The 14734-nt window shown below is 45.9% G+C and carries 13 protein-coding genes and 1 pseudogene; 13 read left to right on the top strand and 1 reads right to left on the bottom strand.

Going from position 1 to position 14734, the window contains the following annotated elements; genetic code table 11:
- The first annotated feature begins 310 nt into the window (after positions 1–310).
- Positions 311–2446 carry a methyl-accepting chemotaxis protein gene (locus RTU96_RS14350; protein WP_312637333.1) on the top strand — a complete coding sequence of 712 codons (2136 nt, stop codon included), beginning with the start codon at positions 311–313 and terminating at the stop codon, positions 2444–2446.
- 240 nt (positions 2447–2686) lie between these two features.
- On the opposite strand, the gene RTU96_RS14345 is transcribed toward RTU96_RS14350, so the two are convergent.
- Positions 2687–3613 carry a hypothetical protein gene (locus RTU96_RS14345; RefSeq protein WP_312637332.1) on the bottom strand — a complete coding sequence of 309 codons (927 nt, stop codon included), beginning with the start codon at positions 3611–3613 and terminating at the stop codon, positions 2687–2689.
- Between the two features lie 221 nt (positions 3614–3834).
- On the opposite strand from RTU96_RS14345, the gene RTU96_RS14340 reads away from it, so the two are divergent.
- The 12 genes and pseudogenes from RTU96_RS14340 to RTU96_RS14290 all read left to right on the top strand — a co-directional run.
- Positions 3835–4764, top strand: coding sequence for an ABC-three component system protein (locus RTU96_RS14340; RefSeq protein ID WP_312637330.1), 930 nt, complete (start codon positions 3835–3837; stop codon positions 4762–4764).
- 21 nt (positions 4765–4785) lie between these two features.
- The gene (locus tag RTU96_RS14820; RefSeq protein WP_397357124.1) at positions 4786–5034 is read left to right on the top strand and encodes an ABC-three component system middle component 6; all 249 of its coding nucleotides are present in this window, start codon (positions 4786–4788) and stop codon (positions 5032–5034) included.
- On the top strand, positions 5021–6775 hold the full coding sequence (locus RTU96_RS14335; RefSeq protein ID WP_312637329.1) for a DUF2326 domain-containing protein: 1755 nt from the start codon (positions 5021–5023) through the stop codon (positions 6773–6775). The genes RTU96_RS14820 and RTU96_RS14335 overlap by 14 nt, the downstream gene beginning before the upstream one ends.
- A gap of 84 nt (positions 6776–6859) precedes the next feature.
- Positions 6860–7720, top strand: coding sequence for a DUF6017 domain-containing protein (locus RTU96_RS14330; RefSeq protein WP_312637328.1), 861 nt, complete (start codon positions 6860–6862; stop codon positions 7718–7720).
- A gap of 2 nt (positions 7721–7722) precedes the next feature.
- Positions 7723–8199: a PcfB family protein gene (locus tag RTU96_RS14325; protein WP_312637327.1), complete on the top strand. Its 477-nt coding sequence runs from the start codon at positions 7723–7725 to the stop codon at positions 8197–8199.
- On the top strand, positions 8196–9983 hold the full coding sequence (locus RTU96_RS14320; protein WP_312637335.1) for a VirD4-like conjugal transfer protein, CD1115 family: 1788 nt from the start codon (positions 8196–8198) through the stop codon (positions 9981–9983). The genes RTU96_RS14325 and RTU96_RS14320 overlap by 4 nt, the downstream gene beginning before the upstream one ends.
- A gap of 20 nt (positions 9984–10003) precedes the next feature.
- Positions 10004–10219 carry a Maff2 family mobile element protein gene (locus RTU96_RS14315; RefSeq protein ID WP_312637326.1) on the top strand — a complete coding sequence of 72 codons (216 nt, stop codon included), beginning with the start codon at positions 10004–10006 and terminating at the stop codon, positions 10217–10219.
- Between the two features lie 73 nt (positions 10220–10292).
- Positions 10293–11156, top strand: a complete 864-nt coding sequence (locus RTU96_RS14310; protein WP_312637324.1) for a VirB6/TrbL-like conjugal transfer protein, CD1112 family — start codon at positions 10293–10295, stop codon at positions 11154–11156.
- A gap of 34 nt (positions 11157–11190) precedes the next feature.
- The gene (locus tag RTU96_RS14305) at positions 11191–11595 is read left to right on the top strand and encodes a PrgI family protein (RefSeq protein ID WP_312637323.1); all 405 of its coding nucleotides are present in this window, start codon (positions 11191–11193) and stop codon (positions 11593–11595) included.
- A complete protein-coding gene (locus tag RTU96_RS14300; protein ID WP_397357121.1) occupies positions 11543–13918 on the top strand; it encodes a VirB4-like conjugal transfer ATPase, CD1110 family in 2376 nt (791 codons plus the stop codon). The genes RTU96_RS14305 and RTU96_RS14300 overlap by 53 nt, the downstream gene beginning before the upstream one ends.
- Before the next feature lie 301 nt (positions 13919–14219).
- On the top strand, positions 14220–14342 hold the full coding sequence (locus RTU96_RS14295; RefSeq protein WP_312637322.1) for a hypothetical protein: 123 nt from the start codon (positions 14220–14222) through the stop codon (positions 14340–14342).
- 99 nt (positions 14343–14441) lie between these two features.
- Positions 14442–14734 (top strand): annotated as a pseudogene (locus tag RTU96_RS14290) (hypothetical protein); the annotation flags it as partial.

Below are 14734 nucleotides of genomic sequence, written 5' to 3'. Positions count from 1 at the left end.
GAATGTGCCGTCAATTCTCTGGTCACTCCTGCCAAAAGTGCTTTGTAATTCAGGGGAAAAGCTATCTTACGCATGGTTTCAAATAAACTGTGACAAATGCAACCGTTTATTTCACTCTATTATTATATTATAAAGTAAACACGCAAATTTTATTCTAGCATGCGGTTCAAAAAATTGTAATGAAACTTAAAGGAGATTTTTAAAAAGTCAAAACAGGGACAAATCCCAAAATGGAATTTCAGACTCCTCAGTCTGGAATTGCTGCTATTACAGAGGCGTAAATCAAAATAAGAAATGAGGATTCGGTTGCATGAAGATGAAACCCAAGGCCCTGAAATCGGGCAACAGAAATATGCAAAAAAGCAGAGGAATTTCATTCACCAAAAGAGTCGGATTTAAACTGTCACTGTTTGCTACCTGCGGAATTTTACTTGTAGGTGCATTGACCGTTACCTATATGTCAATCAGCAGTTATCGTCTGATTGAGCAAGCCAATGAGGAGCGGAGTAATGCCGCACTCCATACGATGCAAGCTGTTTTGGAGGATTATCAGGAGGATTCCGTAAGAGCAGCAACCTCTATGGCCAGCTACGAAAACATGGTTCTTGCAGTAGAAAGTGGTGATGCAGCCGCCATAAGGTCCGCAGCAGCAGAGGCAAGTACTGCGATGGGGTTGGACGTGGATTTTGTCACTGTATCAAATGCGCAGGGAATTGCTATCGCACGTACGCACAGCGATCAAACCGGCGATTCTGTTATCTCACAGAAGAATATCTCCATGGCACTCGACGGAGAAATTACCTCTCATGTTGATCTGGGCAATGAAATTAAATTAAGCATCCGAACTGGCGCACCTGTTAAAAACGCATTGGGAAAGACCATAGGTGTCGTATCAACCGGCTACTCTATGGTGGACCCCGCCTTTGTTGATCGCATGAAAGAAATGACGGGGAATGAATTTACTATCTTTATTGGTGACGAGCGTGCTAACACCACCGTCATTCAAGATGGACAGCGTGCAATCGGTACAAAGCTGGATTCTAAGATCTCAAAGACAGTGTTAGAAGACCGAATTGAATATCAGGGAAATGCAGATATATTGGGGACGCCCTATGCTACGGTGTACTCCCCGATTATCGACAGCGACGGAAATGCTATCGGAATTTACTTTACAGGCGTATCAATTGAGAAAATAAATGCCGCGTTGAATACCACTACTATTTTCTCAATTCTGGGCGTGGTGATTCTCTTAATTTTGGTTGCTACGGCTCTTACTCTTTACATCCGAAAAGCAATTGCAAAGCCCCTTACAAGCATGTCGCAGATTGCTTCCGAATTGTCCCGGGGAAATTTGGATACTGAACTTACCTATCAGTCCGGCGATGAGTTGGGCGTATTGGCCGATGCAATGCGCTTAACCATCTCCTCTCTGCAAAGCTACATACATGACATATCAGAAAAGCTGGGGCAGATGTCACGCGGAGATATGCGGATTTCTATGAATCTCGAATATGCTGGGGACTTTGTTGCCATCAGGAAAGCAATAGAATTGATTTCCTCAAACCTCAATCGTACATTACTGTTGATTAACACAACCTCAGAAGAAGTCAACTCTGGTGCGGATCAGGTATCCGCCGCGGCGCAGGCCCTTGCAGCCGGAGCCACAGAACAGGCGGCAACTGTTGAAGAGTTAAACGCTTCTATCACAAGCGTAACCCAGCAAGCGGAACTGAACATTACAAATGTTCAAAAGTCTGTGAGGTTTGTTGAACAGGCGGAAAATGATATCACAGAGAGTAACGACCACATGCAGCGGCTTAACACCTCCATACAGGAAATCAGTACGACTTCCCAGGAAATCTCCAAAATCACCAAGTTGGTGGAGGATATTGCTTTCCAGACCAACATTCTTGCGCTGAATGCCGCTGTGGAAGCAGCGCGCGCCGGAAGCGCCGGAAAGGGCTTTGCTGTGGTAGCCGATGAAGTGCGCAACCTTGCGGCAAAATCTGCGGAAGCAGCCAAGCAAACGGCTTCGCTGATTGAAAAATCAGTTGCAACTGTATCCGAAGGAGAAAAACTGGCTGCGGACACGTTAAAACGCCTGATAGAGGCTTCTGAAAAAGCGGAATTGGCTGTACAGTCTATTCGCGAAATTGAAACCGCCACCAGCGAGCAGGCAGCTTCGATTGAACAGATTAACGAAGGCTTGTCACAGGTTTCGGCAGTGGTACAGACAAATGCCGCTACTGCGGAAGAAAGCTCGGCTTCCAGCGAGGAGTTGGCAGCCCAGGCCCAGACCTTGCAGCATGAGGTTAGTAAGTTTAAGCTCGCTGATACGCAACAGTTTTCTGCGTATCCGGCCGAAGAAAAAACACAGGCCCCAACGCTGCCGGCAGAAGGGCATGATAACCACATGAGCCTTGCATACAAGACGGGAAAATATTAAAGCAAGCGGAGATTCTCCGAAAAAGGACAAGAGCGTCACAATGGCCACCTTGGAAAAGCTGGCATAAGGATTGGCTGTACACCCAATAACATTGTGTCCTTTACGAAATAAAGCGATCGGCTGCAATTCTGCTGCCGATCGCTTTATCTCTTTTCTATTCAACTGACTGTTTACGCTCTCACCACAACTAAAACCTTGACGCACAAATGCTGCCGATGAGATAAAAGGTTGAAAGCCAGCTTAACACGAATACAGCCAAGGCGATAAACGTTGACTTGTATCGCCAGTGCTGATACTCTGACCGACCCTGAAACCGGACAGATTTTGCACTCTAAAATTGATTGGAGGCGCGTCTCCCCCTATTGATGCACCCGCAGTAAATCCGCCGATGATTGCTGCATTAACCTGATTATATACCGCCAGATAGTATGATGTATTGGCCCTGAGTGTAACCGATGTAGTGAGCGGGATTACAAAAATCCCTCCGAAAATAGAATTGACTGTGTTTGTTACTGCAACGACCTCCGCCTGACTATTGCTTGTGGGCAGTAGGATCGCCATTTGGAAGATGCCCGTACGCGCACCTACTTGCGTAATGTAGGCTGCAATCTCCGTGACAACTTTATCAGCGCCACAGTCAAATATCAGCGCGGCAAAGGCCTCGTTGTTTCCTCCGCCTTGATTGTAAGAAATTCCGGCGTTGATTGTTCCCAGCGTCCCGGTTTCAATATACGTATTATTTCCACTTGAAGGCCCGGTTGGACCCGTGGTTCCCGTAGCTCCTGTGTCTCCGGTGGGGCCTTGAATGCCCTGTGGACCTGCGGGACCGATAAGACCTTGGATGCCCTGTGCTCCCGTACCGCCGGTAGCGCCAACGGGGCCTTGAATGCCCTGAGGACCTGCGGGACCGATGAGACCTTGGATGCCTTGTGCACCTGTGCTACCAGTTGAGCCGATAGGTCCCTGAATGCCCTGTGCGCCTGTGGAACCTGTGTTGCCGATGGAGCCTTGCACTCCCTGTGCGCCGGTGTTGCCGGTAGGTCCCTGAATGCCCTGTGCGCCTGTGGAACCTGTGTTGCCGGTGGGGCCTTGCACTCCCTGTGCGCCGGTGTTGCCGGTAGGACCCTGAATGCCCTGCGGACCTGTGGGACCTGTGGGTACACTCATTTATGCTCAATCGCAACCAAGCCTATGTTTTCAAGGGTTTAGACCCAATAAATCATAACGTGTAAATCGTATAACCACAAGAAAAGGCTATCCCAAAGGCAGACAAGCCTAACGGATGGCGTTTTCATTTAGGTTTTTATAGAGAATAAAAGTCTGTTATAGTAGCTCAAGTTATGCTATACTGTATTCGACATATCAAGGTCCAGAAAGGAATGAGTCTGATGGAAAGAGCTGAACAATATATTGCTAAAATAATTTTTCGCAATAGAATTTTGCAATATAAAGGGCAGCAGTTTGAGGATTTCTTCGTTTCTGTTATGACAAAGGCATATCCAGAATTTCAACCTGTAAAAGCCTATGGAAATATAGGTGATAGAAAAAATGATGGATTTGATCGAACAACTGGTACGTATTATCAAGTTTTTTCGCCTGACGACATAACTAAGGATAGAACAATAAATGAAGGCGTAAAGAAATTGGAAGAAGATTTTAACGGATTGTATGACAGTTGGAATGGTATCTGCCCAATCAAAAAGTTCTTTTTCGTAATAAATGATAAATATGCTGGAATTCCCGCACCTATTATTCAAATGGCGATAGAACTAAATAACAATGACAGATATAAAGAAATAGAAATAAGTACTTTCTCGGCCCATAATTTAGAGAAAATATTTGATAAATTTGACGAGTATTCTATGCAAGATATCATTGGGTTTATCCCTAATGAAATATTACCTATTATTGAATTTGAGGCACTTAATGAAGCTGTGACCTATCTTATGAGGGTTGAGATACCTGTTCCTTATAAAGATAGCTTAGTAGTACCAGATTTTGATGAGAAGATAGTTTTTAATGGATTAAGTAATATTGTAAAAAATCAATTAAACATTGGCAGTTACCAAGAGGGATTGCTGTCACACTACTTCAATGAAAATCCAGGGATAAAAGAAGTTTTACAGAAAAAGTTTCATGCTTTATATGAGCAAGCAAAAGAACAAATACCTGAAACAGAGGAGAGTTTTGCAGACTGTAGGTATTATTTTATACTTGAGCAGGCGTGTCCTAAAAAAACACTAGCTATTCAATCAAGCATCCAGGTACTTATGTCATTTTACTTTTCAAGCTGCGATATTTTTGAAGAACCGCAATAATATGTAGAGAGGAGGAAAATTGTGATTTTACCCAAAAAGCAAGTATCCATGTATGAATCATATTTTGGTTTTGGCGCTTTTTTATTACAACATCTGTCTAACCCGATATCGCCAGACGAATTATGGCAATATTACAAAGATTCTTATGCTAATAATCAATATCCGATCAAGTTTTCCTTCGACCAGTTTATTATAGCACTAGACTATCTATATATTATTGGAGCTATCAGAAAAAACGAAAGGGGGCTATTGTGTTATGAGGCTCATTAGTTTAAGAGCAAATAAGCCCTCTTTTCACCCAATATTATTTGATAATGGGTTGAATATTATTGTTGGCAAGCAAATTGCCCCCAATAATACAAATGATGGGAACACTTATAATGGCGTTGGGAAATCACTTGCCTTACATCTCATACATTTTTGTTTAGGTTGCAATAGGATTGATTCATTTACCCAAAAACTTCCTGATTGGGAGTTTACTCTTAAGTTTGAAGTAGATGGAGAAGAGTATTCTTCAAAACGCAGCACAAATGAGCAGAGCAAAATAATCTTTTGTGGCGAAACTACTCAGCCTAAAGCAGTAAGACAAAAAATGCTTGAATTGTGTTTTGGCATAACTGAAAACCCTAAATATATGACTTGGAATACACTATTCTCCAGGTTTATAAGACGCTATCGCTCATGCTATTCTTCTTTTGATACTTTTGTTCCTAAGGAATCTGATTATAGCAAATTAATTAACAACTGTTATTTGTTAGGTATTGATATTGACTTGATAATCAGCAAGAAAGAATTACGAGACAAGCAGACTGCTGCTAGTGCAACGGAAAAAGCTATTAAAAAAGATCCTTTATTTAGGCAATACTATTTAGGGAAAAATGATGCAGAGCTCGATGTAACCGAATTAGAATACAACATTCAACAACTTGAGAAAGAGATATCTGAGTTCAAAGTTTCAAATAACTACCATGAATTAGAAAAAGAGGCTGATGATAAAAGTTATCGCAAAAAAGTCCTCGAAAACCGTCGTGTCCTAATAAGTAATTACATAAAAAACATTGAGGAAGCTTTCAAGGAATCTGCACAAGTAAAAGAAGAAAAGCTTATGGGCGTATATCAAGCGGCCCAAGTAGAAATCCCTGATATGGTTAAAAAGAGTATTGGGGATGTGATTCAATTCCATAATGACTTGCTGAACACAAGGAATACCCGTCTTAGAAAAGAATTGAACAGACATAAAATAGAATTAAAGGGGATAGATGAAGAAATATTTGAGTTGGGTCAGAAAATGGATGAACTGCTTAGTTTTCTGGACTCTCATGGGGCCTTGGAAGAATATACAGCCCTTACAAAACAACTAGCTTCCTCACAAAGTGAATTAAACCGTATCCAAGAGTATCAGAAAATATTAAAAGCTTATCGAGATACAGAATTGGATATTAAGGCAACAATGATCGCTCAAGATAAAGAAACAGATGTATACCTTGAAAGCGAAAACGAATGTTTGTCAGACCTAAGAAATAAGTATTGGAGTTTCGCTAAAAGGTTTTATCCTAAAAAGAGAAGTGGGCTAGTCCTCAAAAACAATTCTGGCGAGAATATGCTAAGGTATACATTAGATGCACGCATTGAAGACGATTCTTCTGATGGAGTAAATGAAGTCCGCATTTTTTGTTTTGATTTGCTCCTCTTAGCGTGTAAGCAAAGCAAAATTGGGTTTTTGGCTCACGACAGCAGATTATTTGCTAACATGGATCATCGGCAACGTGAAACACTATTTAGAATGGTTTTTGAAATCTGTAATCAGGAAGGCTTTCAATATATTTGTTCTATCAACGAGGATGCGCTAACCTCATTTAAGTCATTAATGTCGGAGAAAGAATATACCGAAATTATTCAGGATCGCATTATACTTGAGTTGAATGACGATGCACCAGAAAGCAAGCTTTTAGGTATTCAAGTAGATATTGACTTAGAAGACAAAAATAAGACTACTGATGACATGAATTAGCGCTCAAAAAATATATCAATCAACGCCATAGGACAATACCTATGGCGTTTTTTGCGCCCATTTTTAAGAAAGGAGGTGGTTCATGTGGCAGTATTCCGTATAGAAAAGACCAGGGACTATACGGTGATGGCGAACCATCATTTACGCAATACTGCGCTTTCGCTGAAAGCAAAGGGGCTTCTCTCCCTTATGCTCTCTTTGCCGGAGGATTGGGACTATACCACAAAGGGCCTCGCCCATATCTGCAAGGATGGCGTGGATAGCATTTGTGCCACGATAAAGGAACTGGAAGAACACGGGTACATCATCCGTGAGCGTATCCGAAATCCCAAAGGGCAGCTCACCACGATTGAATATACTATTTTGGAGCAGCCAAAACCGCCTTTACCTGAACGGGATAATCCAGTCTTGGGAAAGCCTAAACAGGTTTCCCCTAAACAGGAAAATCCCGCACAATTAAATCCTAAGAAATCAAGTAGCCAAAAATCAATAACTGATTTATCAAGTACAGAACCATCAAATCATATCCAATCAAATCCTTATGAGCCGCAGGCGGCGGATGGGATAGGAATGGATATGAGGGAGTCATACCGTGAAATCATTTTAGAGAATACCGACTATGACATTCTCATTCAAGACCGCAAACTTGACCGTGATCGTCTGGATGAAATCGTGGAACTGCTTGTAGATACAATTTGCTCCGCAAGAGATACCATCCGCATAGCCGGAGATGACTTCCCCGCCGAGGTGGTAAAATCCCGACTGTTAAAGCTGGACAGCAGCCATATCCAGTATGTGCTTGACTGTATGGCGGCCAACACCACCTATGTCCGCAATATCAAAAAATATTTGCTTGCGGCGCTGTTCAACGCACCCTCTACCATTGGCAATTACTATTCATCCCTTGTTAACCATGATCTGTACGGCAGCGGTGAAAGGAGGTAGCCATGCAGGAAGAAGTAACCCAAAAAACCATAGCTATATCTATCCAGACAACGAAGCTGACCGCCTCTGTTCTGCAAAAGGCCATCAAGCTCCTTTTGCGGCAAATACAGAAGCAGCGGAATAAGCCCATCCGAGGCAAACAGACCTTGCGGCAGCTTATGAAGCCCGGCGAAAAGGCCACCAATATTGAAATCACCGACGACAATATCAGGGCTTTTGACCCTATCGCTAAGAAACATGGGCTGGACTACCATGTGAAGAAGATCGAGGGCGGCACAATCCCGCGCTATCTTATGTTTTTTAAGGGCAAGGACATTGACGTAATGACCGAGGCTTTCCGTGAGTTTTCGGCTTTGAAGCTGAACCGTGAGAAAAAGCCTTCTATCCGCAAGCTGCTTTCCCAGGCGCGGGAGAAAGCGAAACAGAAAACCTTGCAGCGGGAGAAAGTCAAGGCCAAAGACAGGGGGCCAGAGCTATAAATATTAAAAAAATCATTCTCCCGAACCTGCCCTATGTGCTGTTCATCTGGCTTTTCGATAAACTGGGCCAGGCTTTCCGGCTGGCTGGCGGCGCCGATATTTCCGCAAAGGTTTTGAACTTGGGCGGCGGTTTCTCGGCGACCTTCCAAAGTATGGGGCTTTCGCTCCATCCGCTTGATCTCTGTATTGGTGTTGCCGGGGCCGTTATTATCCGGCTTGTGGTGTACTTCAAAGGCAGGAACGCTAAGAAATACCGCCAGGGCATGGAGTACGGCAGCGCCAGGTGGGGCAAGGCGGAGGATATTAAACCCTACATGGACCCCGTTTTCCAGAATAATATCATCCTGACGCAGACGGAGCGGATTACTATGCAGGGCCGCCCGAAGCAGCCGAAGTACGCCAGAAATAAAAATATTTTGGTGATCGGCGGCTCCGGCAGCGGCAAAACAAGATTTTTCTGTAAGCCAAACCTCATGCAATGCCAGTCAAAAGAGTATCCCGTATCGTATGTCTGCACCGACCCGAAAGGCACTATCCTTGTGGAGTGCGGCAAGCTGCTCCAAAGAAACGGCTACCGAATAAAGGTGCTCAATACCATCAATTTCAAGAAATCCATGCGGTATAATCCGTTCTCCTACATCCGCAGCGAAAAGGATATTTTGAAGCTGGTAAACACCATCATTATGAACACCAAAGGAGACGGAGAAAAAGCCGGTGAAGATTTTTGGGTGAAAGCGGAGCGCCTTTTTTATTCCGCTCTGATCGGCTATATTTGGTATGAGGCCCCGGAGAACGAACAGAACTTCATTACCATGCTTGATCTTATCAACGCCTCAGAAGCCAAAGAGGATGACGACGAGTTTCAAAGCCCCGTGGATATTCTGTTTGAGCAGTTGGATGAAAAAGACCCGGAGCATTTCGCTGTCCGGCAGTACAAGAAGTTTTTACTCAGCGCCGGAAAAACCCGCTCCTCCATCCTCATAAGCTGCGGCGCCCGCCTCGCCCCCTTTGACATAAAGGAACTGCGGGATTTGATGGAGTATGACGAGCTGGAGCTTGATATCCTGGGCGATAGAAAAACCGCCCTGTTCCTCATTATGAGCGATACGGATACGACTTTCAATTTTGTTATCGCTATTCTGCAAAGCCAGTTGTTCAATCTCTTGTGTGACAAAGCGGATGATGTGTACGGCGGGCGGCTGCCTGTTCATGTGAGGTGCATTTTAGACGAGTTTGCCAATATCGGACAGATACCCAATTTCGATAAATTGATAGCCACCATCAGAAGCCGGGAAATCTCGGCTTCTATTATTTTGCAAAGCCAGTCTCAATTAAAGTCCATCTACAAGGACGCCGCGGATACCATCGTTGGAAACTGCGATACGACCTTGTTCCTGGGAGGCAAGGAGAAATCCACGCTCAAGGAAATCTCGGAGGTGCTTGGCAAGGAGACCATAGACAGCTTCAACACTTCCGAAAACCGGGGCACGCAGGTTTCCCACGGCCTCAATTATCAGAAATTAGGAAAGGAGTTGATGACCCAGGACGAATTGGCGGTGATGGACGGAGGCAAGTGTATTCTCCAGGTGCGGGGCGTGAGGCCGTTCTTCTCGGATAAATACGATATTACGAAGCACCCGAACTACAAATACCTTGCCGACGCCGACAAAAGAAATGAGTTTGATATTGAGCGGTACATGAAAAGGAAACCCGTCCTGCTAAAGCCGGACGAGCCCTTTGACCTGTACGAACTGGACATAGAGGAAACCCAAAAATCTGATTAAACGAAAGCGAGGAAAACTGTATGGCATTTTTTAATAGCGCGGTAGATGTACTGCAAACCCTTGTTATCGCTCTGGGCGCAGGATTAGCAATTTGGGGGGTTATCAATCTCCTGGAGGGCTATGGAAATGATAACCCCGGCGCCAAAAGTCAGGGGATGAAGCAGCTCATGGCGGGCGGCGGTATTGCGCTGATCGGCATGATCCTTGTACCTCTGCTTTCCGGTCTGTTTGGTTAATCCGTGGGCCGCACATCCCTCCGCAGCCCTCCCGCATGAAGCGGGAGGGCTGCGGGAAAGGAGGCTATGGTAATTGATAATCCATATGATAAAAGAGTGGTTCGAGGAACTGCTCATTGATGGTATCGCAAGCAACCTGTCGGGGATGTTCGATACGGTGAATACCAAAGTGGGCGAAATCGCCGGAGAAGTTGGCATGACGCCTTCCGGCTGGAATGGCGGCATATTCAGCATGATCCAGAGTCTTTCTGAAACCGTCATTCTCCCCATAGCCGGTATTATTCTGACCTTTGTCGCCTGCTATGAGCTTATCCAGATTGTGATTGAAAAGAACAGCCTCCATGATGTGGATACCTGGATATTTTTCAAGTGGGTGTTTAAGACCATGATCGCCGTTATGCTCGTAACGAATACCTGGAATATCATCATGGGCGTGTTTGATCTAACGCAGTATGTGGTAAATCAGAGCGCCGGGGTGATTATCTCCGACGCGGGCATTGACATAACGAGCGCGATAGCAAATCTTGAAACAACGCTTGAAAGCTGGAGTATCGGGAGCCTTTTGGGGCTGTGGTTTCAAAGTATCTTTGTGGGCCTTACCATGAAGATACTTTCCATTTGTATCTTCCTCGTCATCTACGGGCGCATGATTGAGATATATCTTGTAACCTCAATCGGGCCTATCCCTATGGCGACCATGATAAACCGGGAATGGGGCGGTATGGGCCAGAACTACCTAAAATCCCTGTTCGCCCTGGGTTTCCAGGCATTTTTAATTATGGTTTGCGTGGGGATATATGCGGTGCTTGTTCAGACTATCGCCATAGGCAGCGACATAACCGGGGCGATATGGACCTGTATGGGCTACACGGTGCTTCTCTGCTATACATTGTTCAAAACGGGCAGCATGGCGAAAAGCCTGTTTACAGCCCATTGATAATGGGCTTGCGCACATAAGGAGGTGGTTTTGATTGGCCTATGTAACTGTACCCAAAGACCTCACCAAAGTAAAAAGCAAGGTGCTATTCGGATTGACAAAGCGGCAGCTTGCATGTTTCTCCCCGGCGGTACTGATCGGAGTACCACTTTTCTTTTTGCTCAAAGGCAGCGCCGGAACGACCACGGCGGCATTTGTGATGATCCTTGTCATGCTCCCGTTTTTTCTGCTTGCCATGTACGAGCGGAACGGCCTCACCCTGGAGGTGTATGTAAAACACTTCATCCGCACAAAGTTTCTGCTCCCAAAGGAGCGCCCCTATCAGACCAATAACTTTTATGCCGTTTTAGAACGGCAGCGCAATCTTGAAAAGGAGGTAAAGGCGATTGTCAAATCAGGCAAAGCGAAAGCTCACCCGCAAAGAAAAGCGGGAAATTGAAACGGCCATCCGCAGGGCCAAAGGCGACGAAAAGCCCCATAGCGCCCAGGACAGTATTCCGTTTGAAGTGATGTACCCGGACGGGCTCTGCAAGCTCAGTAATAAATCCTACTCGAAGTGTATCGAGTTTGAGGACGTCAATTATCAGCTTGCGGGGGCGGATGATAAAACGGCGGTTTTTGAAAATCTCTGTGACTTCTACAACTACTATGACGCCTCTATCGGTATTCAGCTCTCCCTTATCAGCCGGTACGCCAACAAGGAGGATTTGCAAAAGACCATATCCATCCCGCCCCAGGAGGATGATTTTGACGGTATCCGGGCGGAGTATACCGCCATGCTCCAGGGGCAGCTTGCCCGTGGCAACAACGGCCTCGTCAAAACAAAGTTTCTCACCCTTACCATAGAGGCGGAGAACATTCAGGCAGCCAGAAGCCGCCTGGGGCGTATTGAGGCCGACACGCTCAATCAATTCAAAATGATGGGTGCGGCGGCGAGGGTACTGGATGGATGGCAGCGGCTTTCCGTTCTTCACGGTATCTTTCACCCGGATGGGGAGCGTTTCGCTTTTGAATGGGACTGGCTCCCGGAAAGCGGCCTGTCCGTCAAGGATTATATTGCCCCGCCCTCATTCAATTTTGGGCAGGCGCGGCAACTGCGTATCGGAAAGAAGTTTGGCGCTGTATCCTTTCTGCAAATCCTGGCACCGGAGCTGAATGACCGTATGCTTGCCGACTTCATGGAGGCGGAGGACGGTATCATGGTAAACCTCCATATCCGCAGTATCGACCAGAATGAGGCCATCAAGACCATCAAGCGCAAGATTACCGACCTGGACGCCATGAAGATAGTGGAGCAAAAGAAAGCGGTTCGCTCCGGCTATGATATGGATATAATCCCCTCCGATCTTGCGACCTATGGCGGAGAAGCGAAGAAACTGCTCCATGAACTGCAAAGTCGGAATGAAAGAATGTTCCTGCTCACTTTCCTTGTCCTCAATTTCGGGGATACAAAACGGAAACTGGATAATGCCGTGTTCCAGGCCTCCGGCGTAGCTCAGAAATACAACTGTGCTTTGACACGGCTTGACTTCCAGCAGGAGGCGGGCCTTATGTCATCCCTGCCCCTGGGCCTCAACCAAATCAATATCCAGCGGGGCCTTACCACAAGCAGCACCGCCATATTCGTACCCTTTACCACCCAGGAGCTTTTCCAATCCGGCGAAGCCCTGTACTATGGGCTCAATGCCTTATCCAATAATATGATAATGGCGGACAGAAAAAGGTTGAAGAACCCTAACGGCCTGATACTTGGGACTCCCGGCTCAGGCAAGAGTTTTTCAGCAAAACGTGAGATCGTCAATGTGTTCCTTATCACGCTTGACGATATTATTATCTGCGATCCGGAGGCGGAATATTTTCCTCTGGTGGAAACCCTCCACGGACAGGTTATCCGCATATCTCCCACAAGCAATCAGTATGTGAACCCTATGGATATAAACCTCAACTACTCCGAGGATGACAGCCCCCTTGCCTTAAAGAGTGATTTCATCCTTTCCCTCTGTGAGCTTGTTGTCGGCGGCAAGAACGGGCTGGAGCCGGTGGAAAAAACCGTAATCGACAGGGCGACCCGCAACGTGTACCGGGCATATTTGGCCGACCCTCACCCTGAAAATATGCCGATCCTAGGCGATCTCCATGAGGAAGTGAAGCGGCAGCCGGAGCCGGAGGCCGCCCGTATCGCCTCCGCCCTGGAGCTCTATGTGTCGGGCAGCCTCAATGTTTTCAATCACCGTACCAATGTGGATATTGAAAACCGCCTCGTCTGCTTTGATATTAAAGAGCTCGGCAAACAGCTAAAGAAACTCGGTATGCTCGTCATTCAAGATCAGGTATGGAACCGGGTAACGCTCAACCGCTCCGAGGGCAGGGCCACCCGGTACTACATGGACGAGTTTCATCTTCTGCTCAAAGAAGAACAGACAGCCGCCTACTCGGTGGAGATTTGGAAACGCTTCCGCAAATGGGGCGGTATCCCGACAGGCATCACGCAAAATTGCAAGGACCTCTTGGCCTCCCGTGAAGTGGAGAACATTTTTGAAAACTCGGATTTCGTGTATATGCTCAACCAGGCGGCGGGAGATCGGGAGATACTCGCAAAGCAGCTTAATATCTCCCCGCAACAATTATCCTATGTAACCCATTCAGAGTCCGGTGAGGGCCTCATTTTTTATGGCAACGTCATTCTTCCCTTTGTGGATAAGTTCCCGCAGGATACCGAGCTCTACCGCATTATGACGACGAAACCGGAAGAAATGAAATGAGATAACTGACTATGAATAATGAAAAAGTGCATCTGATTGCCGAGGATACCTACCATCAACATATAGACTAGGAGGTACACCTTTACGGCCTGCTCCATCAGCTCGCTTTCACGGCGGGTAAGGTGAACGATCTCGAGGATATGGAAAACTTCCGGGAAGCCCTATCCGTTACAGCCAGATTGCGGATGAACTGTTTGCGGGCATGAATATCCCCGGCAGATACCTTGTGTTTGGCGTCAAGGCCGACCTCCACGCTTTGCGGAAAAAAGAACTGGCGGAGATAGCAGAAGTTGTCTTTAACATGGACGACGAGGAAAGCACTTGCCTCCGCTGTGCGCTGGAGGAATACTTTTTGAAGCTTGAGGGCATGGCAGATATTATCGCGGAGGCCATCGACTATCTAAATACCCTGGGTGGCGAGTAGAAAAAAGGCGATTGGCGGCGTTATTTGCCGCCTTTGCCCTGTTTTTAGAGGAAAGGGTGTGATATAATTTAGTGACATAATAATTGGGGGTCGTTAGGTATGACACATCGAACATACATAAAATGTGAGGTTTGCGGTAGTGTGATATTAGTTCGCACGCAAGTAGGCTATTTGCCCAAACACCCCATCAGGATACATTGCGCTAAGTGCGGGATTTTGATTTCAGGTGCTTTTGTACAGGAAACCGATATACCGCAATTCAATATTACTTTTGAAAATGCAGCGGAAATAGAAATGCAAGAACCGAATTACTACATTGAAGTTTCGGGGGAATTACTGATATTGTCAATATTACTTTACACTTTTTTCTCAAGGATGTTCGACCTACGCTG

This window comes from Oscillibacter sp. (assembly GCF_032018205.1).
GTDB lineage: Bacteria > Bacillota > Clostridia > Oscillospirales > Oscillospiraceae > Oscillibacter.
The sequence above is the reverse complement of the archived record's forward strand: the minus strand, read 5'-3'. Positions and strand labels throughout refer to the sequence as shown.

Excerpts from the sequence above, each read along its gene's own strand:
- RTU96_RS14350 (WP_312637333.1), top strand. The coding sequence starts at position 311 with ATGAAGATGAAACCCAAGGCCCTGAAATCGGGCAACAGAAATATGCAA.
- RTU96_RS14345 (WP_312637332.1), bottom strand. The coding sequence starts at position 3,613 with ATGAGTGTACCCACAGGTCCCACAGGTCCGCAGGGCATTCAGGGTCCT.
- RTU96_RS14340 (WP_312637330.1), top strand. The coding sequence starts at position 3,835 with ATGGAAAGAGCTGAACAATATATTGCTAAAATAATTTTTCGCAATAGA.
- RTU96_RS14335 (WP_312637329.1), top strand. The coding sequence starts at position 5,021 with ATGAGGCTCATTAGTTTAAGAGCAAATAAGCCCTCTTTTCACCCAATA.
- RTU96_RS14325 (WP_312637327.1), top strand. The coding sequence starts at position 7,723 with ATGCAGGAAGAAGTAACCCAAAAAACCATAGCTATATCTATCCAGACA.
- RTU96_RS14315 (WP_312637326.1), top strand. The coding sequence starts at position 10,004 with ATGGCATTTTTTAATAGCGCGGTAGATGTACTGCAAACCCTTGTTATC.
- RTU96_RS14295 (WP_312637322.1), top strand. The coding sequence starts at position 14,220 with ATGGACGACGAGGAAAGCACTTGCCTCCGCTGTGCGCTGGAGGAATAC.